At 42.5% G+C, this 21,412-nt stretch carries 21 protein-coding genes and 1 tRNA gene; 10 read left to right on the top strand and 12 right to left on the bottom strand.

The window, feature by feature from the left end:
- Positions 1-40: 40 nt before the first annotated feature.
- Positions 41-1,789, bottom strand: a complete 1,749-nt coding sequence (locus WFH18_RS00755; protein ID WP_005265734.1) for a beta strand repeat-containing protein — start codon at positions 1,787-1,789, stop codon at positions 41-43.
- Between the two features lie 380 nt (positions 1,790-2,169).
- On the opposite strand from WFH18_RS00755, the gene WFH18_RS00750 reads away from it, so the two are divergent.
- Positions 2,170-2,640, top strand: a complete 471-nt coding sequence (locus WFH18_RS00750; RefSeq protein ID WP_004645518.1) for an Lrp/AsnC family transcriptional regulator — start codon at positions 2,170-2,172, stop codon at positions 2,638-2,640.
- Positions 2,641-2,708: 68 nt separating this feature from the next.
- On the opposite strand, the gene WFH18_RS00745 is transcribed toward WFH18_RS00750, so the two are convergent.
- Positions 2,709-3,458 (bottom strand): YebC/PmpR family DNA-binding transcriptional regulator, encoded by a 750-nt coding sequence (locus WFH18_RS00745; protein ID WP_164543054.1) that lies wholly within the window; start codon positions 3,456-3,458, stop codon positions 2,709-2,711.
- A gap of 248 nt (positions 3,459-3,706) precedes the next feature.
- Positions 3,707-4,261: a 1-acyl-sn-glycerol-3-phosphate acyltransferase gene (locus WFH18_RS00740; protein ID WP_026056524.1), complete on the bottom strand. Its 555-nt coding sequence runs from the start codon at positions 4,259-4,261 to the stop codon at positions 3,707-3,709.
- 798 nt (positions 4,262-5,059) lie between these two features.
- Here WFH18_RS00740 and WFH18_RS00735 point away from each other — a divergent pair.
- Both WFH18_RS00735 and WFH18_RS00730 read left to right on the top strand, forming a co-directional pair.
- Positions 5,060-5,136, top strand: a tRNA-Ile gene (locus tag WFH18_RS00735).
- 671 nt (positions 5,137-5,807) lie between these two features.
- A complete protein-coding gene (locus WFH18_RS00730; protein WP_017397818.1) occupies positions 5,808-6,044 on the top strand; it encodes a hypothetical protein in 237 nt (78 codons plus the stop codon).
- Positions 6,045-6,051: 7 nt separating this feature from the next.
- On the opposite strand, the gene bioB is transcribed toward WFH18_RS00730, so the two are convergent.
- From bioB to queG, 3 genes are all read right to left on the bottom strand, one after another.
- Positions 6,052-7,053 carry a biotin synthase BioB gene (gene bioB / locus WFH18_RS00725; protein ID WP_004731515.1) on the bottom strand — a complete coding sequence of 334 codons (1,002 nt, stop codon included), beginning with the start codon at positions 7,051-7,053 and terminating at the stop codon, positions 6,052-6,054.
- 133 nt (positions 7,054-7,186) lie between these two features.
- Positions 7,187-7,390 carry a hypothetical protein gene (locus tag WFH18_RS00720; protein ID WP_004278929.1) on the bottom strand — a complete coding sequence of 68 codons (204 nt, stop codon included), beginning with the start codon at positions 7,388-7,390 and terminating at the stop codon, positions 7,187-7,189.
- A gap of 125 nt (positions 7,391-7,515) precedes the next feature.
- Positions 7,516-8,610, bottom strand: a complete 1,095-nt coding sequence (gene queG, locus WFH18_RS00715; RefSeq protein WP_004731511.1) for a tRNA epoxyqueuosine(34) reductase QueG — start codon at positions 8,608-8,610, stop codon at positions 7,516-7,518.
- A 23-nt stretch (positions 8,611-8,633) separates the two neighbouring features.
- Between queG and WFH18_RS00710 the strand changes: the two genes are divergently transcribed.
- Positions 8,634-10,091, top strand: a complete 1,458-nt coding sequence (locus WFH18_RS00710; protein ID WP_004731509.1) for a bifunctional ADP-dependent NAD(P)H-hydrate dehydratase/NAD(P)H-hydrate epimerase — start codon at positions 8,634-8,636, stop codon at positions 10,089-10,091.
- A gap of 10 nt (positions 10,092-10,101) precedes the next feature.
- Positions 10,102-10,374 carry an acylphosphatase gene (locus tag WFH18_RS00705; RefSeq protein WP_004278926.1) on the top strand — a complete coding sequence of 91 codons (273 nt, stop codon included), beginning with the start codon at positions 10,102-10,104 and terminating at the stop codon, positions 10,372-10,374.
- A gap of 3 nt (positions 10,375-10,377) precedes the next feature.
- Here WFH18_RS00705 and ruvC read toward each other — a convergent pair whose 3' ends face one another.
- Positions 10,378-10,923 carry a crossover junction endodeoxyribonuclease RuvC gene (gene ruvC / locus WFH18_RS00700; RefSeq protein ID WP_004278925.1) on the bottom strand — a complete coding sequence of 182 codons (546 nt, stop codon included), beginning with the start codon at positions 10,921-10,923 and terminating at the stop codon, positions 10,378-10,380.
- A 125-nt stretch (positions 10,924-11,048) separates the two neighbouring features.
- On the opposite strand from ruvC, the gene WFH18_RS00695 reads away from it, so the two are divergent.
- Both WFH18_RS00695 and WFH18_RS00690 read left to right on the top strand, forming a co-directional pair.
- Entirely contained in the window at positions 11,049-11,615 is a 567-nt protein-coding gene (locus WFH18_RS00695) for an FxsA family protein (protein WP_004278924.1), read from the top strand.
- 116 nt (positions 11,616-11,731) lie between these two features.
- Complete coding sequence (locus tag WFH18_RS00690) at positions 11,732-12,370, top strand: LysE family transporter (RefSeq protein WP_004278923.1); 639 nt, start codon at positions 11,732-11,734, stop codon at positions 12,368-12,370.
- Here the strand turns inward: WFH18_RS00690 and WFH18_RS00685 are convergent.
- The 3 genes from WFH18_RS00685 to ahpF all read right to left on the bottom strand — a co-directional run bounded on the left by WFH18_RS00685 (position 12,354) and on the right by ahpF (position 14,802).
- Positions 12,354-12,560: a hypothetical protein gene (locus WFH18_RS00685; protein WP_004731506.1), complete on the bottom strand. Its 207-nt coding sequence runs from the start codon at positions 12,558-12,560 to the stop codon at positions 12,354-12,356. The genes WFH18_RS00690 and WFH18_RS00685 overlap by 17 nt on opposite strands.
- A gap of 144 nt (positions 12,561-12,704) precedes the next feature.
- On the bottom strand, positions 12,705-12,950 hold the full coding sequence (locus tag WFH18_RS00680) for a hypothetical protein (protein WP_004278921.1): 246 nt from the start codon (positions 12,948-12,950) through the stop codon (positions 12,705-12,707).
- 286 nt (positions 12,951-13,236) lie between these two features.
- The gene (gene ahpF, locus WFH18_RS00675) at positions 13,237-14,802 is read right to left on the bottom strand and encodes an alkyl hydroperoxide reductase subunit F (RefSeq protein ID WP_004278920.1); all 1,566 of its coding nucleotides are present in this window, start codon (positions 14,800-14,802) and stop codon (positions 13,237-13,239) included.
- Between the two features lie 233 nt (positions 14,803-15,035).
- Here ahpF and WFH18_RS00670 point away from each other — a divergent pair, with 233 nt between their 5' ends.
- Positions 15,036-15,254, top strand: a complete 219-nt coding sequence (locus WFH18_RS00670) for a DUF1653 domain-containing protein (protein WP_004278919.1) — start codon at positions 15,036-15,038, stop codon at positions 15,252-15,254.
- 24 nt (positions 15,255-15,278) lie between these two features.
- Entirely contained in the window at positions 15,279-15,869 is a 591-nt protein-coding gene (locus WFH18_RS00665; RefSeq protein ID WP_004278918.1) for an O-methyltransferase, read from the top strand.
- Positions 15,870-15,880: 11 nt separating this feature from the next.
- Here WFH18_RS00665 and WFH18_RS00660 read toward each other — a convergent pair whose 3' ends face one another.
- Together WFH18_RS00660 and ahpC are read right to left on the bottom strand one after the other, a co-directional pair.
- A complete protein-coding gene (locus WFH18_RS00660) occupies positions 15,881-16,087 on the bottom strand; it encodes a KTSC domain-containing protein (protein WP_004278917.1) in 207 nt (68 codons plus the stop codon).
- Positions 16,088-16,378: 291 nt separating this feature from the next.
- Complete coding sequence (ahpC, locus tag WFH18_RS00655) at positions 16,379-16,942, bottom strand: alkyl hydroperoxide reductase subunit C (RefSeq protein ID WP_004278916.1); 564 nt, start codon at positions 16,940-16,942, stop codon at positions 16,379-16,381.
- Positions 16,943-17,431: 489 nt separating this feature from the next.
- Between ahpC and WFH18_RS00650 the strand changes: the two genes are divergently transcribed.
- Positions 17,432-21,388: a DUF3418 domain-containing protein gene (locus WFH18_RS00650; protein ID WP_034618976.1), complete on the top strand. Its 3,957-nt coding sequence runs from the start codon at positions 17,432-17,434 to the stop codon at positions 21,386-21,388.
- Positions 21,389-21,412 lie beyond the last annotated feature (24 nt).

The following is a 21,412-nucleotide window of genomic DNA, read 5'->3' as shown; positions in this document are numbered from 1 at the left end:
AAAAACGCGCATGAAGCGCGTTTTTTTGATGAGATTATGATTAACCCCAAGGATTAGTCTGGTCGATATCAATATTTTTAGTAAAATTATTGAGGAGTGAACCAAAATCAAATCCGGATGAAGAACCGCCACTGCCAATATTCTGAATCGTATCTTTGATGCCAGGCAGGAGAGCAGACAGATCAATATTGGAATCAGTCGCGCCCACCCCTTGGATAAGATCACCGAGGTCAGGTAGTTCAATCGAAGAGCCACTACCAACCAACTGACCAACACCTTCGACAATACTGCCTAAGTCAAAGCCGTTTGAAGCAGAGGAAATACCTTCGATCATATCACCCAGATCCAGATCGCTACCGAGATTCAGATTACCCAATAACCCACCCAAGTCTATGCCATTTGAACCATTCGCAATCAGACCGCTCAGTAAGTCAGTGAAGTCACCGACATCAAAACCACCCGTTGCATTTCCGCCTACAAAGCCGCTAATTAAATCGGTAATAGCACCAAGATCAAACTCATTGCCTGCATTACCACCAATCAGATTGCCGACCAAACCAGCGATCGCACCAATGTCTACACCGCCCAATCCGCCAGAACCACCAATCAGGCCACCGACCAATTCAGCAATTTGTGCGATATCAATCTCGCCATTCCCGCCAATCAGATTGCCGACCAGACCCGCAATCGCACCAATATCTATGCCGCCCAATCCGCCAGAACTGCCGATCAGACCACCGACCAATTCAGCAAGTTGTGCGATATCAATCTCACCATTACTGCCAATCAGGTTGCTGACCAGACCCGCGATGGCACCGATATCTACGCCGCCTAAACCGCCAGAACCGCCGATCAGGCCACCCACCAGTTGAGCGATTTGTGCGATATCAATCTCGCCATTGCCGCCAATCAAGTTGTCGACCAGACCCGCAATGGCACCAATATCAATATTACTTGACCCACTGATCAGGCCACCAACAAGCTGAGCGATTTGTGCGATATCAATCTCACCATTGCCGCCAATCAGGTTACCGACCAGCCCTGCAATCGCACCGATATCTACGCCATCTAATCCACTAGACCCACCAATCAGGCCACCAACCAGCTGAGTGATTTGTGCGATATCGATATCGCCATTGCCGCCAATCAGGTTGCCGACTAGACCCGCGATTGCACCGATATCAATATTGCTTGAACCGCCGATCAGGCCACTAACCAGTTGAGCGATTTGCGCAATATCAATTTCACCATTGCCACCAATCAGGTTGCTGACCAGCCCTGCAATCGCACCAATATCAATATTACTTGAACCGCCGATCAGACCACCGACCAGTTGAGAAATTTTACCAATATCAATATTGCCAGTGCTGCTGCCCAATAAGCCGCCCACCAATTTAGAAATAGTCTCAAGATCCAGGCTGCTGCTATTGCTCCCCATTAAGCTCTTTAATAAGTTGGTGACCTGGGTAATATTAAAGCTACCGCCATTGGATTGGGTTAAGCTACTGATCAGGCTTTGAATATTTAGACTTGAGACATTCGAACCAGACAACTGAGTTAATAAATTGCTGAGATTTGTCGTACTCAGGCTGCTTCCAGAAAGGAGATTATTTAATAATGAGCTGACCGAAGGTTGAGTATTGGATCCGGTGAGATTGCCAATAAGATTGGTGAGGGTACCTGATGTCGTTCCACCGAATAAGCCGCCCAGTAAGCTCTTCGTTTGGGTTTCGACGGTTAAAACAGGACTCACTTTTGTTTTTATCAAGCTTAAAAGTTTAGAAGCCATAACCGTTCCTTGTGTAATATTTTTGAAATGCGCTATTTTTGTTTTTAAAGCGCCTTTGTTTTAATCTATTTCTATACACTTGTAAAAGATGGACGGTTAAGTCGTGTGGGGACTGAGAGGAATAGCCTATCTGTTGCCATGTTTACCAAATTTAAATAATTTAAAAATAAAGATTTAATTAAAAATACCATTGGTCATATTTTGAATTAATGCGATTAACGGTCATTGAAACCATCCTGAAAACCGTATTTATAAAATGAGATTGAATTTGGAAAAAAATTTCAGAATATGAAAATTTTGTGAAAAATAAATAAATATTGTATAACAGAGATGGCGCAAAATTTTCTGCATCTATTGATTATTGATATAAGAGTATAAAAATGGAACTGGATCGTTTCGATAAACATATTCTAGAAATATTGACCCATGAAGATGTCAATCTGAATGAACTGTCCGAGCGGGTGAATTTATCTGTGAGTTCGGTGCATCGCAGGATCAAACACTTAATCGATCATAATATTATCAGTGGCTTAAAACGTGAAATCAATTACCAAAAATTAGGTTTCAGTCTGCATGTGCTGTTGCAGGTATCCTTAAGCAAACATGATAGTGATACTTTTGCTAAATTTCTGGAAGAACTGGAAAGTATTCCCGAAGTGATTAATGCCTTTTTGGTCACCGGTCAGTCTGCGGACTTTATTGTCGAAGTCGTGGCGCGGGATATGGAAAATTATAGTGAAATCCTGCTCAAGCGGATTGGAAAAATTGAGCATGTGGTTGCACTGCATTCCAGCTTTGTCATTAAAGAATATAATGTCTTTAACTGTAGCGGATTACTCAATAAAGTTTAATCAAAGGCGAGGGTGAGAGACAGCCATAAAAAACGCACCCTAAGGTGCGTTTTTTGAATCAAAAATATTTAAGCATCGAGTTCTGCTAAAACGGCATCTGAGAATTCAACGTTGGTATACACGTTTTGTACATCATCCAGATCTTCAAGCATATCAATCATTCTCATGATTTTTTTTGCTTGATCGATGTCGGTGATTTCTGCTTTGGTTGAAGCACTCATCACCACTTCAGCATTGTCAGATTTTAAACCTGCAGCAGTTAAAGCATCTTGAACATCACCGAAAGCTTCAGGTGTAGTAATCACCAGGATTTCATCTTCAGTGACTTCGATGTCTTCCGCACCTGCTTCTAATGCCACTTCCATGATTTGATCTTCCAAAGAAACATCTTCAAAAGTAATCTCGCCACGTTTCGTGAACAGGAATGCCACCGAACCGTTAGTGCCTAGGTTACCATCAGTTTTAGAGAAGCAATGACGTACGTCAGGCACAGTACGGTTCAAGTTGTCAGTCATGGTTTCAACAATAACCGCAACACCACCTACACCATAACCTTCGTAGGTCACTTCTTTCAGGTCGTCGTTATCTTCGCCACCAGCACCACGTTGAATGGCACGGTTGATCACGTCACGTGTCATATTCACTGATAATGCTTTTTCAACCACAGCACGTAGACGAGGGTTGCTTGCAGTATCTGGACCACCAAGCTTTGCAGCAGTGGTTAATTCACGAATGTATTTGGTAAAAACTTTACCACGACTCGCATCTTGTTTTGCTTTGCGATGCTTAATATTGGCCCACTTGGAATGACCCGCCATGCGAACTATGCTCCTTGTAGATTGGCTGTATGCCTATCAGAATGCCGAAATTCTACCATAAGCGTTTTTTTAAAAAAAAGTGCCTGGATTTGAGATTTCAGGATAAAAACAAAAAAAGTGCAATATCGAGGAAAAATAGAAAGAGGATACAGGGATTTATAATTCTATTGATACATTGATATGGACAAATGACTTGGACATAAACAGCCGAATCGCTGATTATGTCCGTGCTTTTCTTTTTTAAAAGCTTATTCAGGAATAACGATATCCAGACCAACCTTATCTTTATACAGTTGTTTGATCAAAGCCAGGTCATGCGCAAGGTCTGTCGGATAGATCTTGCCAAGAATGCCACCTTGCTTGGTTCTGGAATTGGCGTATAACAACACGATCGGTACATTGGCAGCCTTGGCAATATGCCAGAAACCGGTACGGATCGGTTTGCGTGCCTCACCCTGTTTGGCTCGTGTCGCTTCGGGAGCAATGACCAGATTGAACTTTTCATTGTTCTGAAAATGTTCCACCATCTGGGTCACGATATCTTTACTGGCCTTGCGGTCAACCGGAATACCACCAACAGCGTTTAATAGCGGTTTGAAAGGTCCTTTAAATAATTCTTTTTTGATTAAGGTATGAACCTTGAGGTCGTAAATCTGGAACAGAGCAATTGACAGTACCGCATCCATCATTGAGGTATGTTCAAATCCAATAATAACCTGTTTATCTTCAAGCACATCTGGTTCGACATGATATTGCCAACCTGCAAGTTTAAATGCAGATTCGCCAAGGAATTTATTTAGCATAAGTACGGAGAAGTAAAAGCTGTATGTAGAGAACTGCATAATTTCATCTTGTTCGCCCATACAGTCAATAGGCTTTCCAATAAAATCAGCGAATAATGTAAAAATCTATGATTTATTCATCTTTTTAAGCTGCAAGATTAAGAGTTAATATATATAAATAAAACAATATTAAGATCTTAAAAATATCATTAGATACAAAAAAAGTCTTAAAATGATGAAAAAATGACTATCCAGAGCACATTTTAGTTATTAGACTTTTGTCGAAGAAGAAGACTGATACAGGTCTTTTCTATTTTCTTATTCTTTCTACTCTGAGATTGAAAAGTATGACGTACATGACAGCCTTCGTAGTCTCCCTATTGATTTTTGCGCTTATAATTGTATGGTCTTTGATCGAAATTAAGCAAGATTTACATAAAGACGAAGAAATGAAGTCTGAATTCTAGTCATTCTATCTTCTTTAGCTCACGGCTATTCATTTAACATTCGTGTCTGAGCAATAAAGAATTTTGATACCTTATAGATATACTAAGACCTTAAATCTATCAGTTTTACGCTTAGTAAACCGGATTAAATTCAAGATACAGGCTCATTTATCTTAAATGATGCAGCATGTATCTCATTTTTCTATATGCCTCCTATACTGAAGTCTTAAGTAACTGAATTTTGACTAAGACAAGTCGCCCATGATTGCTGCCTAAATGTTCAAGCAGTTATAAAAGCACTTGTCTTTCCAAAAAATCTTAGCTAGTATTCATGACGCCTGAACTTATTGATAAATAAAGTTTTCAGCATATAGGGCCTATAGCTCAGTTGGTTAGAGCAGCGGACTCATAATCCGTTGGTCGACAGTTCAAGTCTGTCTGGGCCCACCATATAAAACAACCCCTTACGTGCATTAATCGTAAGGGGTTTTTTGTTTTTGGATATTATGAAATCTGAAGTAAGCAATTCACTTAATTGATCGTCGTTCTTATCTCGAAGGACTTAAAATGGGTTGCCTCCACTGATAATGAACTTTTCTAGTTTGCCTTTCAATAAAGATTCTTCGTTACCAGCTTAATAAAAAAGCATCTCCCTCAGATATTACTTTTGTTATCTAAATTCCATAAACATCTTCTTTAATCAAAAAAAAAGTTCATATTTATGAAATAATTGTGATGTAGTTCAAAGAATATCTGCAAAAAAAGTGAAAAGTAGATGAAATGCATTTTACAACTGAAAAAATTATGCTAATTAATATGAGATGATTTTTTAGTCAAAAATCATGATGTTTCAGGACGGAATATCTTAAGAAGCGTATTAAAAAAATGATTAAACAGGAGTTTCAATGATGCTTCAGCTTTTAAGAAAATTGTTTTGTTTGCATATTTATGAGTATGAGCAAATGCAAGAGATCGGGGAACACAGGGAGTGTCGTAAGTGCGGTACGAATAAGGATTAAAGTTTTTGCAAGAAAAGTGAGCAATGGCTCACTTTTTTTATGCTTGTTATGGGCTAATTTCCGTTAAAATTAAAGGGAAATTTCATCACGATGAACAGGCATATGAGTAAAGATTTTCATGCAGATACCTATATCGTAGACAGCAAGCTGGCAGATACGCTGCACTGGCTCAGCCTGCATCAAGATAGTTATGACTCCTTTAGTTATGATGCAGTCACGCAAGCGCTGATGGTGCATCATGCTAATGGAGTAGATCAAATCCGAGTCGGAGATTATCTGAATACCCGTTATGGTATTTTAATTACTGCACATAACTTTTCTGCAAGTTCATCAAGTTAAACAGTTGTTAGCTTGCCATGGCATCTGTAGCCAGACTGCGAACACTCGGTTTTGGCTGTTCTGCAACTAAACCTAATTTTGCAAAAAGTTGCTGATCTCGACCTTGGGATGTATTAGGGGTCGTCAGCAGTTTTTCACCAGAGAAAATAGAATTGGCACCAGCCATAAATGCCAAAGCCTGATCCGAATCGCTTAAGGATTCACGCCCTGCAGAAAGGCGAATATAGCTTTTAGGCATCAACAACCGTGCTACTGCAATGGTACGAATCCACTCAATCACATCCAGTTTTTCTACATCTGCCATCGGTGTACCTTCAATCGGCACTAACATATTAATCGGCACAGATTCAGGATGAATTACCAGAGTTGCAAGCTCATATAACAAACCAATCCGGTCATCACGACTTTCGCCCAGACCCACAATACCGCCACTACAGACTTTCATACCAGCTTGACGCACATGATCCAGAGTATCCAGACGATCATCAAAGCTACGCGTGCTGATGATATGTGAATAGTATTCACGAGAAGTGTCCAGATTATGGTTGTAATAATCCAGTCCTGCATCTTTCAAGCGTTCAGCCTGTGATCCATTTAGCATCCCCAGTGTCATGCAGGTTTCCAGACCGAGTGCTTTAACTTCACGTACCATTTCCAGCACATAAGGCATATCGCGTTCATGCGGGTTGCGCCATGCAGCCCCCATACAAAAGCGTGAACTGCCTGATGCCAGCGCCTGTTTGGCTTCCTGAATCACTTTATCGACTGCAATGCGTTTTTCAGCTTCCAGTTTGGAATCATAATGCGCTGATTGTGAACAGTATTTACAGTCTTCAGGACATTTACCGGTTTTAATCGAAAGCAGGGTGCTCACCTGAACGGTATTCGCAGTGAAATGTTCACGATGAACCTGTTGCGCCTGGAACACTAAATCCATTAAAGGCTGTTGATATAGAGCTTGTATTTCTTCACGTGACCAATCATTACGTACCGCATCACTACTGTTCATCTCTTTCCCTATCTGTGCTTATTTATCATTCGGTTCATCTTAATAAAAATAAGCTTTTGCTTCACTAGCAAAATATGACCTTATATAAATGGCAAAGCCCACACGAGGTGAGCTTATTTTTTCAGTTGCCAGATTATTTATTACTGTGATTTCCATGAATATCCTGGCCATGCAGATCACTACGGTGCTGCTTGTTAAACACGCGCTGATCCTGTTCATGCTGATTGTTTTTTGGGGAATTAATCGGGCCATGTTGCGGCTGCTGTTGTTGTTGCTTCTGCTGGTCATGCTGAAGCTGCTCAAGCAGTTCTTGATTTGGATTTTTTGATGACATCATCTTTCCTCCACTTCATTTCTGACTATTTTTATTTATGCCATAGTCTGAAACACGGGTGTGTAAGGCTTTTAAGTGAAACTGTGAATCTAGGTAAAGTTGAAATATATTTCAATAGTGAGAGAAAATTAGCTGGATTTTGCCAGTTGTTCTTGAACGGCCCAATCGATATGTACCTGCACAATTTCATCATGCTGATTACGCTGTTGCTGAAGAGCCTGAATAATCTGCCCATCAAAGGGCGCATTGCCCAAACCAATGGCGACATTGCGCATAAAGCTTTGATAACCTGTACGACGCATCGGGCTGCCTTCAGTCGCACTTAAAAAGGTGGCTTCATCCCATTGCCATAAATCCAGTAAACTCATCTGATCCAGACCATGACGCGGATGAAAATCCTCTATCGAGGTGACTTGGGCAAAACTGTTCCAGGGACAAATCAGTTGGCAGTCATCACAACCAAAAACACGGTTGCCAATTCCGCGTCGTAAATCTTCTGGAATAATGCCTTTATATTCGATCGTCAGATAGGCGATACAGCGTCGTGCATCCAGCATGTACGGTTCGACAATCGCTTGAGTCGGACAGATGTCGATACAGGCGGTACAGGAGCCACAATGTTTAGTCGCGGGTTCATCAAAGGGCAGTTCGAGTGAAGTAAACAGTTCACCCAAAACAAAGAATGAGCCTGATGTTTTATGAATCAGCAAGGTATGTTTCCCTGTCCAGCCCATACCGGCAGTTTCAGCCAGCGATTTTTCAAAAATGGGCGCAGAATCGGCAAATGGGCGTGATTCAAAATCTCCGACTTTTTCCCGGATTTTTGTCGCCAGAGTTTTCAGGCGACCCCGCATGGTTTTGTGATAATCTCGGCCACGGGCATAACGCGCGATAATGGCAGAGTTGGGTGCATAAGAGATATAACGTGGTTCTGGTACCTCGACCAGATAATCCATACGCACACAGATAATGCTGCGTGTGCCGGGAACTAGCAAAGTGGGATTGGCACGTTTTTCCAAATTCTCTTCCAGAAACTTCATGTCACCATGATAACCACGATCCAGATATTCCTGTAAGCGTGCTAATTCTGCTTGAGCATCCGGTTTGGCAATGACACAATCAGAAAAACCCAATTCTAAAGCCTGCGCTTTAATCCATGCTTTTAGCTCAGCTGGATCTTGTTGATAAACTTTAATTTGCGCTTGAGAATCGGGAGTTGCCATAAACCAAAGACAGGGAATAAGAAATGCAGCAACAAGTTTACCATAGCCGTGATCTACAAGCATGGGAGCAGCGCTGGTTTCAACAGCAAAATAGTTCCTACGGTTTAATGCAACAAGTCGCCTGGGGGATTAGTCAGCGGCTGATCACTTTATTTTCCCAGCAAAAAATAAAAAAAATCGCTGTCTGCTGTGGTCAGGGTAATAATGCCGGCGATGGCTATCTTGTGGCCAAATATCTCAAACAGGCGGGCTTCAGTGTTGATATTTATGCAGTTGAGTTGGGTAATTCCAAAGATTTAGCATCGGCTGTGCAGGAAGCTCAGCAAGCTGGCTTGCAGCCTTATTCGCATTTTGATTTTCAATCTGAATGTGAGGTCTATATCGATGCATTATTCGGAATTGGTCTGAACCGTCAGCTGGACTTTGACTGGCAAAATGTTATTCAAACGATCAATCAGCAAACTGGATTAAAAATCTCAATTGATATTCCGAGTGGATTGGATGCCAATACCGGCCAGCCTTTGCCTGTTGCGATTAAAGCTGACTACACTTTCACGGGTTTAGGGCTTAAGGCAGGACTGTTTACCGGACAAGGCAAAGAATATGCGGGCAAGATCGAACTGATTTCTGCTATCCCGACAGATACTGAGCTTCAACCAATTGCTTGTCTTTCATCACATCAGATTCAATTGCCGAAGCGTGAAGCCTTTGGTCATAAAGGCAGTTATGGTCATGTCTTGGTTGTAGGTGGTCATGCCGATATGGGGGGGGCAGTGATCATGGCAGCAGAGGCAGCATTTGCTGCCGGAGCAGGTAAAGTGACGATCGTCTGTGATGCAAAACACCATACTGCGATTTTGTCACGTGCACCGAATATCATGCTGCGTGATATCAATCTTTTAACTCAGGAGCAACGCCAAGCACTGATTCAGCAGGTCGATGCAGTCTGTTTTGGCATGGGATTAGGTCGTGATTCTTGGTCAGAGCAACAATATACAGCTTGGTTTGAGCTGACTCAGCAATCTGATCTGGAGGTTGTTTTGGATGCGGATGCCTTATGGTTTCTGGCCAAGCAGCCTCAAGTTTTGAATTCCCAGACTTATGCCACACCACATCCAGGAGAAGCTGCAACTTTGCTAGCATGTAGCACTGCGGAAGTTGAAATGGATCGGATTGCAGCCATTCATGCCCTGCAACAAAAATATCAGGGACAGTGGGTGCTAAAAGGTTCAGGCAGCCTGATTCTGGAAGAAAGGCTTTACATCTGCAATGCCGGGAATGCCGGTATGGGAACTGGCGGAATGGGGGATGTGCTGGCCGGCATGATTGCCAGTCTAAAGGCGCAATTTGCGCAAAAAATTTATTTGCATGAAATTGTGACGCTGCATGCACTTGCAGGTGATGAACTGGCCAAAAATGGCGAACGTGGCTTGCAGGCACAGGATATGAAACATGCGATTTATCAGGTCGTGAATCGCTAAGGAGAATAGTGTGCCAGTCATCAAACTGAATATTTCAGGCCAAGTTCAAGGAGTCGGATACCGTTACTGGTTTGCCGAGCAGGCTCAGGCGCTTGGACTGAAAGGATATGTGAAGAACTTGAGCACAGGTGAGGTGGAGGCCGTTATTGCTGGAACAGACTCCCAACTTCAGGAAATGATTACACGAAGTTGGAAAGGGCCTGCTCGTGCAATCGTACAAGCGGTTATTCAAGAGTATCTGGAATCTGAGCTAGATGCTCAAGACTTTATAATATTGCGTTAAACCTTATCGACGACGGCTACTGACGCGACTCCGGCCGCGTGCCATACCACCCAACGCATTTAATACCGCCATTTTACTCATACTGCCTGAGGCGTGGGCATGACAAATAGCAGCAGCTAAAGCATCGGCGGCATCCTGTTGCGGTTTGATGCTGAGTTTTAGAATATTCATTACCATCATCTGCACCTGTTCTTTATCGGCAGCGCCATAACCCACTACCGACTGCTTGATCTGGCGCGCAGTATATTCAGCGACTTTCAAATCCAGATTGACCAATGCCGCAACAGCAGCACCACGAGCCTGACCGAGTTTTAAGGCAGAATCCGGATTTTGTGCCATAAAGACTTGTTCGACCGCAGCTTCAGTGGGGCCATAAAATTTTACAATACGCTCCACCCCGGCAAAGATGCGTTTTAAACGTTCAGGCATTTCTGTCGTTTCTGTTCTGATGGTGCCGGCATCAACAAAAGTCAGTTTGGAGCCGTCTTTTTCGATAATTCCGTAACCGGTTAAACGAGAACCGGGGTCAATCCCAATAATTAATGACATGCCCGCACTTTAAAAATAGAATAATGCCCATATTGTTACATAAGCGTATCAAAAAAGCTTGATCCTGATGAAGCAGTTGATTCCAGCATCCTATTATTTATTTTACTGAGATTAGATTAATTTTCATGAAATTATTTCTTATTATCCTTGCAGGCTTAATCCTAGAAGTATTTGTCTGGATTGGCGTGGGTGACCTCGTCGGGAGCATGTGGTACGTATTTTTCTGGTTTGTGGCCGCATTTTTTATTGGTATGAATCTGATCCGTAAATACTCGGCCGGTGTAATGCCACAAATGCAGCAAATGCAGATGGGACAGATGAGTGCAGATCCTGCATTAACAGGAAATTTACCTAAAATTCTGGCAGGTTTCTTTCTGCTTATTCCTGGATTGATTACCGACGTATTGGCCGTATTGATGCTCATTCCAGCGGTTCAGCAGGTTTTTAAGGCTGCCATAATGAAAGCGATGATGAAGCGTCAGCAACTCATGATGGAAAAAATGATGGGGGGCATGATGGGCGATATGGGTGGGGCACAAGGCCAGAATCCATTTGCCGAAATGATGCGTCAAATGCAGGATATGCAAAATCAGCAATCAGGTCGCGGCGATTCCACCATTATTGATGGTGAAGCACGTGAAGTGAGACCTGAGGCGAAAAAAATTGAAATGAAAGATATCAATCCGAAATAATTGTTTTATTAAAAAACTCTATTTAAGCCGAATCTGATGATTCGGTTTTTTATTGGAACTTTCTAATATCTTTGAACAAACGCTATAATATATTTTTATAAATTTACCTGATTTTAATGTCTCTGCTTTTTACGATCTGTCTCCTGCATTTTGTTGCTCAACTCAGTCCCGGTCCCGATGTTTTGCTCATTGCCAAAAGTGCCGCATCCACCACACGCCAGAATGCCCTGAAAGTTATTGCAGGGATCTCTGCCGGTATCGTGGTTTGGGTAATACTGACACTTGCGGGTTTTACCGTGTTAATTGACCAGTTTCCATGGATTCAACAGGTATTGATGGTGCTCGGTGGTGTGTTCCTGGCTAAAATGGGATGGGCCATGTTAAAGGGTGGTGTGCATAGCTTTAAACATAGACATCAGACCGACGACGATACAAATGGACAGGTGCAAGCTAAAAACTATTTTATGTTGGGCTTATGGACCAACCTTTCTAATCCCAAAACACTGATCTATTTTAGTAGCGTATTTTCACTGGCCTTAAGTTCATCTGCTTCAGATTATTTGAAAACACAGCTGGCAGTGATTATTCCTTTGCAGACCTTTATCACCTTTGCTTTATTGATGCTGTTGATTTCCCAACCAAAAATTAAAACCTTGTACCAGCGTTCGGGGAGTTATATTGATATGATTTCAGGCGGACTATTTCTGCTATTTGCATTGTGGTTATGGTATGACGCACTTATTCTGATGAATTAAGTGGTACATCTTCATTTAATGCTGGAGATATTGGTGAGGTCGAGGCAGGAGAGGCTGAGTTGTCTGGTGTTTTAACCGCCGTTTGATAACGATTAGGCTTTAAGGTGGTTTCAGTATTTTCAGAGCCTTGATAACTGCGACTACGGTTAGCGCGCTCACGCAATCCACCTTTTTTAATTAACTGAACCATGGCACATCTCTCATTCAAATCCACAGCTATTGTAAATCAAAGCTGGATTTGATGAGGTTATTTTCCGCATCTCTATTTGAATTATTTAAGAGTAATAAAAAGACTTGTTTGAACTAACAGGTCTTTGCTGTGAGATGCATGAAATTAGCGAAGTCTTTTATCTTCTTCTTTTAAAACATCCAGTATAGAGTGTTGTATAGGAACTTCTTGTTGTGATTGCACATACAAATGCACGACTTTAAATACGATTGCTGTAACGAGGCAGGCCACAAGACAAAAAATCCAGAAACCAAAAGGGCTGCGAATATGATGTGAGCCACAGTTTGAGCATGATTTTTCTGTAGAGTCGACTACTTTTTCGCAGCAAGCACAATGATATTGATACTGCATTGTTCTTCTCCCAGGATGTTATCCTTTTTATTCTTCGATCATGAAAGATGATTCAATTGGTTTTTTATCATAGGTAGAGCAGCATCAGCTTGCAATAAGCAATTGCTGATAATTACATAGAGACAATAGAGTATAAAAATTCATTACACAAGCAGTAGGATTTTCTTAAAATGTAAGAAATATTTTCATTAATCAAATAATAATCAATGAATTAAGAGTTAATTCTCTTGAAAATATACATAATAAAGCCCGCATCAAGCGGGCTTTATTTGAGCTAGTCTAAAACTTACTGCCCAGAACGGATGATGTAATCAAAAGCAGACAGTGATGCCTTGGCACCTTCACCGGTGGCAATGATGATCTGCTTGTACGGCACTGTGGTACAGTCACCTGCAGCAAATACGCCTTTCACATTGGTTTCGTTGCGGTCGTTAATCACAATCTCGCCACGGTTGGTTAGCTCAACAGCTGTTTCTTTCAGGAAATCCGTGTTTGGCAACAAACCGATCTGCACGAAGATCCCCGCAAGTTCTACCGTATGCTCTTCATCAGTCGCACGGTCTTTATATTTCAGACCGGTCACCTGTGAACCATCACCCAGCACTTCAGTCGACAAGGCATTCTTGATCACGGTGGTATTCGGCAAGCTGTTCAGCTTGTCTTGCAACACCTGATCCGCACGCAATTTGGTATCAAACTCCACCAGGGTGACATGCTCCACAATCCCCGCCAGGTCAATCGCCGCTTCGACACCCGAGTTACCGCCACCGATGACCGCAACACGTTTACCCTTGAACAAAGGACCATCACAGTGCGGGCAGTAGGCTACACCACGAGTTTTATATTCCTGCTCACCCGGAACGTTCATCTCTCTCCAGCGTGCGCCGGTCGACAGAATCACGGTTTTAGATTCCAGTTTGGCACCATTCGCTAAAGTCACTTCCACCAGACCATTGGCCGTTTCGTCTGCCCCTTTGATATCAGACACACGTTGCAGGTTCATGATGTCGACACCATATTCACGCACGTGGGCTTCCATCTCGGCTGCAAATTTAGGACCTTGGGTCTTCTGTACAGACGTAAAGTTTTCAATGTCCATGGTATCCATGACCTGACCGCCCATGCGCTCCGCCACGATCCCGGTCTTAATGCCTTTACGCGCTGCATAGATGGCTGAAGTATTGCCTGCAGGTCCACCACCAATCACCAGGACATCAAAGGTGTCTTTGGCATTCAGCTTTTCAGCATCTTTGGCAGCGGCATTGCTATCCAGCTTGGCGATAATTTCTTCCAGTGTCATACGACCCTGACCAATATGCTGGTTGTCCTGGAATACCATCGGCACCGCCATGATCTTGCGTTCTTCCACTTCTTCCTGGAAGAAAGCACCATCAATCATGGTCGCTGTAGTGCCCGGGTTATAGATGGCGATCAGGTTGAGTGCCTGAACCACATCCGGACAGTTATGGCAACTTAATGATACGAACACGTCAAAGTTAGATTGAACACCCAGGCTCTTGATATTCGCTAGCACTTCATCAGAGACTTTCGGTGCATAACCTGAAGTTTGCAGCAATGCCAGAATCAGCGAAGTGAACTCATGGCCCATTGGCAAGCCTGCAAAGAATACACGTGGTTCTTCACCAGCTTTAGCAATACCAAAGCTTGGCGCACGTGCATTGTTCCCGTCAAAGCGTGCAGTCACCAGATCAGACAGTGCAGCAACCTCGGACACCAGTTCCTGGATTTTGGCTGATTTGTCAGAACTATCCAGAGTGGCGACCAGTTCAATTGGGCCTTCCAGGCGTTCTAATAGGGTTTTAAGTTGAGCTGAAGTATTTTGGTCTAACATTGCTAACGTCTCCAAAGGAGTAAATGTTTATTTGATAACAAGATATTAAATGAATTGAATAAATAGGTAAAACAGTTTGTTTTTATCTTGTTGATCGGATTTACAGATTTATTGAAAAATTCATCATTAATTTCAAAGTTCTATATGGGGGTGAAAGATTAATTTTCAAGTAGTTTAGAGCAAGAATAAGGATTTTCAGCTAAGATTAAAACAAGATATTTGAGACTTGAATGATGGAATTACAACGCGGTATTTATCAACATTATAAGGGACAGCTTTATCAGGTGTTTCATGTTGCCACGCACAGTGAAACTGAAGAAAAGCTAGTGGTTTATCAATGTCTTTATGGGGATTATTCAATTTGGGTACGTCCTTTAACGATGTTCACTGAGACCATTACTACCCACGATGATCGTGAAGTAGAACGCTTTAAATTGATTCAGGCACTTTAAGCCAAACAGACTCAGGGAAGAGTGATGCAAAATTCAGATGAATTTGAAAGATTCATGCAAGAATTATATGAAAAATTTCATAGGCATGACCTTAAACAGGCAGATCGCCTGCACCGATATCGCAATATAGAGCCAGAATCAGGCCGATTTTTATCTATGCTGATTCGTGCGCAACAATCCAAAAATATTCTGGAAATTGGCACCTCTACCGGTTATTCCACTTTATGGCTGGCAGAAGCGGCTCGGCAGACTCAAGCCATGATTACAACTCTTGAAGTTGATGCAGAACGGGTTGCTCAGGCAAAGCAATATGCGACAGAAATAGATCTTGCAGATTTAATCAATTTTAAAGTAATTGATGCTCAGGTTTATCTGGAGGCAGAAAAGGAAATATTTGATTTTATCCTGTTAGATGCTGAACGAGATGCTTATGTCAGTTACTGGCCACATTTGAGTCGATTACTTAAAGCAAAGGGCGGGTTACTGGTAGTTGATAATGTCATTTCACATGCAGCAGAAGTCGAAGAGTTTATTGCCTTAATTCAGCAAGACCCACGTTTTATCATGAGTACTGTACCCATAGGCGCAGGTTTGCTGATGGTGGGATTTCGTTAATTTGATTCGCTCTAATCCATGCAAATTTTATTAAAATGTAAATTATATTCGAGATACTTTTCTACAAATGCAGCTTTATCTTGGCGTCTTAACAGGTTGTCATAAATAAATTCAGGTACGGGATGATACAGTTCAGTATGACCATTACTGTATACAATTTTCAGGTGGCGGCTTGAGGGATTGTATTTCCAAGAAATCACGGTAAGCAGTTTTTGCATATGCGTTCCTCCACTGAATATTTCTTATCTTATCATTTGAACTTATGCCATATGGCTCTGCAGATGTATAGCTCAATTGTAAGAATGGGTAAGGATTATGAGAAAGCGAAGCAAAAGATATGCCTGAATTTTTATATGATGGATCAAGAAAAAAATAGGACTGCAATATTTAAAGTCCTAACAAAATCATTTTAAAAAATAAAATCCCGTATTGCGCTGAGATAAAAGCTTAAACCATAAAAAACCACGCTAAAAAGCGTGGTTTTTTGAATCAGTTCAATCTAATTAAAATTAGATTTTACCTACTAGGTCGATTGAAGGAGCAAGAGTTGCATCGCCTTCTTTCCATTTAGCTGGGCAAACTTCGCCTGGGTGAGCGTGTACATACTGAGCTGCTTTAACTTTACGAAGAAGTTCTTGAGCGTCACGGCCGATACCACCAGCGTTGATTTCAACGATTTGGATTTTACCTTCTGGATCGATCACGAAAGTACCACGATCAGCAAGGCCGTCAGCTTCGATTAATACGTCAAAGTTTTTAGCAAGAGTCCAGTTTGCATCACCAACCATTACATACTGGATTTTTTTGATTTCTTCTGAAGAATCGTGCCAAGCTTTGTGAGTGAAATGCGTGTCAGTAGAAACTGAGTAGATTTCAACGCCTAGTTTTTGGAATTCAGCGTAGTTGTCAGCAAGGTCACCAAGTTCAGTCGGGCAAACGAAAGTGAAGTCAGCTGGGTAGAAGAATACAACAGACCATTTGCCTTTCAGGTCAGCTTCAGTAACTTCAATGAATTTGCCGTTTTGGAATGCAGTTGCTTTAAATGGTTTAACTTCAGTATTAATTAAGCTCATCATTGTCTCCATGATTGAGGTAGTCTTTGATTTTGAATAAGAGTATCGAAATTTTGGTTGATGCTAAAATGGTATTTTTACATTACAAACATCGGAAAAACCGAATTAAGTAAAAATGCGCCACTTCGGCAAAATCGCTTTGTTCATTCAGCAGCATCAAGATGATGGCCTGATGACAAAATTATCTCTTTTTCCTCGTGCTAGCAAACATGATGTTGAAACCAAAAAATTCAAGGGTGAATCAGGAAAAAAGCATGTTTTCCGCAAAATAATTTAAATATCAATTTCAAAATTAAACTGATGATTAAATCTACTCAGGAAAATTCAAGCGTGTCATATAGATATTTTGATAGGTTTATGGCGCTGAATTGAGGGAAATCAGGCAGCCAAAGCCAATTTGTCCGGCACTTAACAGAACTACGACTATCTGAAATCTAATGAACCAAGTAAAATAAACCTTTCCTGTTTTTTGATGTGGGTGTTTTCTCTGTGCAGAGTCATTTAAATGTAGATCAATGGATAATGGCGCGTGACCGTCACCGTTTAAATCGACTGAAAAAGGGGAAAGACGCAGATGCCAAGCAGTATCAGGAATTATTTGAAAAATCCAATCTGAAAGTACGGCAACGGCTTGAACGTCTTCCGAACATCAAGCTGAATCAGGATCTACCGGTTACTCAGTACACTGATAAGCTGATTGCCGCGATTCAAAAGCATCAGGTGATTATTGTGGCTGGCGAAACCGGTTCTGGTAAAACCACCCAGTTACCGCAAATTGCTATGCTGGCTGGATGTGGCCTGACCGGAATGATCGGACATACCCAGCCGCGTCGACTGGCAGCCCGTAGCGTATCACAGCGTATTGCCGAAGAAGTTGGCGAAAAACTCGGTGAATCAATTTCCTTTAAAGTACGTTTTACGGAACAGGGTTCACAAGACTCAATTGTGCGTTTGATGACTGACGGTATTTTACTGGCCGAACTGACGCATGACCGCTACCTGACCAAATATGACACGATTATTATTGATGAAGCGCATGAACGCTCACTGAATATCGACTTCATTATGGGTTATCTGAAGCAACTGTTGCCGCGTCGTCCCGATCTGAAAGTCATCATTACTTCTGCAACCCTGGATGTAAACCGTTTTAGCAGTTACTTCAATGGTGCACCAATTTTTGAAGTAGAAGGCCGCAGTTTCCCAGTCGAGCTACGTTATCGCCCGATCTCGGAAATGAGCATTGGCGGTAGTGATGATGACGAGTTTGATGACTTTGAAGAAAATCTGCCTCGCGCTGTGGTCAAAGCAGTCGAAGAATGCTTTCAGGATGCACAGGAAAAAGGCCATCCTGAACATGCCGACATCCTTATTTTTGCCAGTACTGAACAGGAAATTCGCGAGCTACAGGAAACCCTGATCAAACATGGGCCACGCCATACGGAAGTATTAACTTTATATGCGCGTCTGGCGCTGGCTGAACAGCAGAAAATCTTTAATCCTTCTGGTGGTGGGCGACGCATTATTATTGCCACCAACGTGGCAGAAACGGCTTTAACCGTTCCGAATATCCGTTATGTAATTGATAGCGGTTTTGCGCGTATTTCACGTTATAACTATCGTTCACGGGTGCAACGCCTGCCGATTGAAGCTGTTTCTCAGGCAGCCGCGAACCAACGTAAAGGTCGTTGTGGCCGTATAGCGCCGGGTGTCTGTATCCGTTTGTATAGCGAAGATGATTTTCTGAGCCGTCCTGAATTTACTGAACCGGAGATTAAACGGACCAACCTGGCATCGGTGATTTTGCAGATGCAAAGTCTGGGCTTGGGTTCACTGGAAGACTTCGATTTCATTGAGCCACCAGATCATCGTCTGGTAAATGATGGTCGTAAATTGCTGATTGAACTCGGGGCAATGAGTGAAAAGAAAGCGTCTCATTCTCAAGATAATTCCCCTGAAGTTACAGATGAAAAGCAATCTCAATCTGCAACTTCTGCCCCCTTAAAAAAAGGGGGAAATGTTAAGGTGGGAGATGCACTAACCAAAATTGGTCAGCAAATGGCGAAAATGCCGATCGATCCACGTCTGGCCCGCATGATTCTTGGTGGTGCACATTTTGGCGTGCTGAACGAAGTTCTGGTGATTGTGGCAGCGCTTGCAGTTCAGGATCCGCGTGAACGCCCTGCGGACAAGCAGATGCAGGCAGATCAGAAACATGCACTATTCCGTGAAGCTGATTCTGATTTCCTGTTCTATATCAAGCTCTGGGAGACGCTGCACAATAACCGCGAAAGCATGAGTGAAAATAAGCGCCGTACTTTTGCGCGTAATCACTTCCTGAGCTGGCTGCGTCTGCGTGAATGGAAGAAAACTCATGAGCAGCTGGTGGAGTTGGCTAAGGGTTTAAAACTGTCATTTAATGAAAAGAAAGCCAGTTATGAAAATCTGCACCGTGCCTTGTTGACCGGTCTCTTATCGTTTATCGCCAACAAGACCGATGAGCGTAATGTTTTTATGGCGGTGCGTCAGCAAAAAGCACGGATTTTCCCGGCTTCTACCTTGCACAAGACCAATACGCCGTGGGTGATGGCTTTTGAGATGGTGGAAACCTCTCAGGTATATTTACGTACCCTGGCCAAGATTGAGCCGGAATGGATTCTGCTGGCCGCGCGTGACCTGCTCAAGCATCATTATTTTGAACCGCACTGGTCGAAAAAAGCCGGTGTGGTGAATGCCTATGATCAGATTTCATTATTTGGTCTGATTATTGAGCCGAAACGCCCAATCAATTATGAAAAAGTAGATCAGGCGGCCGCACATGAAATTTTCTTGCGGGATGCTTTAACCACTGGGCATTTAGGCATTACTCCACCATTTTTAAAGCATAACTTGCTTAAACTGGAAGAAGTCGAGCGAGTAGAAGACAAATTACGCCGTCGTGATCTGGTGGTTGATGAAGAAACCATTTACCAGTTCTATGCCTCGAAAGTGCCGCCTGAAGTGGCTAGCCGGCGTAGTTTTGAAGACTGGCGTGCCACAGTAGAGCCTCAGAATCCGCGTTATTTATTTGTTGATGATGATGCGCTGTGGCTGAATGACCGTCCGACGACACAGCAATTCCCAGACTATTTGCAGAATGGTAGCCTGCATCTGGCTGCAACCTATCGTTTTGACCCGAGTCATGATGAAGATGGCGCGACAGTTAAAATTCCACTGCAAGCTTTGGCCCAGGTCGATGAAGGTATCTGGTCATGGGGAATTCCGGGATGGCGTCTGGATCTGATTGAAGCATTGCTAAAAGCTTTGCCGAAGGACAAGCGCCGTAATCTGGTGCCGATTCCGGATACTGCACGAAAACTCATGGCAAAAGTAGATGCGCAGGATTTACAGAAGCATATTTTTAGTTTTTTGGCATTCCAGTTGCGTGGTGATCAAATCACTGAGAAAGATTTCAGTTTTGACCGGGTCGATCAGTATCTGTTGCCATTTATTAAAGTGACTGATGAAAAAGGCCGTGTCATTGAACAGGGGCGTGATCTGGCGGAGCTGAAAGCACGCTGCCGCACTGAAACGCATAGTCCGGTTAAACAGCTTAAAGGTGAATTTAAAACCTTCCCGGAAAGTTTCGTATTTGAAGCCTCGCAAAAAGTCACCGGTGTCGTGGTCAAGCAGTATCAGGCGCTGGTTCCGACCAAAGCTTTTGCTGCCCTGGAGCAGAAAGATGAATCGGGTGTAGTGATCCAGACTTTTAATGATCAGGCTGAAGCGATCAAAAAACATCGTGAAGGGGTGATCCGACTGGTGCATATGCAACTCGGAGACTTGACTCGTCAGTTGAAAAAACAGATTTCCAAACCTCTGGCGCTGGCTTATTCGCCACTCGGTGATAAGGCACAACTGGAACAAATGTTAGTTTATGCCACACTACACATGTCCATAAATGAGCTGCCTGTCAATGCGCAAGAGTTCCAAAAGCTAGTTGAAGATGTAAAAAAATCTTTCCTGACTTATGGCCAAATTGCCCTGAAAGAGATCACGGATATTTACATCCAGTGGCAGGAAATTCGCCGGAAATTATTGGTTTTAGACCATTCTGTGTTTGAAAAAAATATCAATGATATTGAAGATCAGCTTGATTTAATGAGCCTTTCTGACTTTGTATATCGTAAACCTTCCGATGTGTGGAGCGAATTTCCACGTTATTTAAAAGCCTTGATATTGCGTTTAGAGCGCTTGCCCAATAATCTACAAAGGGACAATTCCGCCATTGACCAAATTGATCAATGGATGGAAAAATTATTCAAGTTTAAAGATGACCCTCGCCTGAAAGAATTGTATTTCATGGTCGAGGAGTTAAGAATCTCATTGTTTTCACAACCGATGAAAACAAAAGCACCCGTGTCTCCAACTCGCTTGCAAAAAGTATGGGATCGTCTTGGAATCAGTTAAGATATAGGTAATTCAGATAAGGAA

The organism is Acinetobacter sp. USHLN143 (assembly GCF_037145695.1).
Taxonomy (GTDB): domain Bacteria; phylum Pseudomonadota; class Gammaproteobacteria; order Pseudomonadales; family Moraxellaceae; genus Acinetobacter; species Acinetobacter fasciculus.
This window is presented reverse-complemented; position numbering and strand designations above follow the sequence as displayed.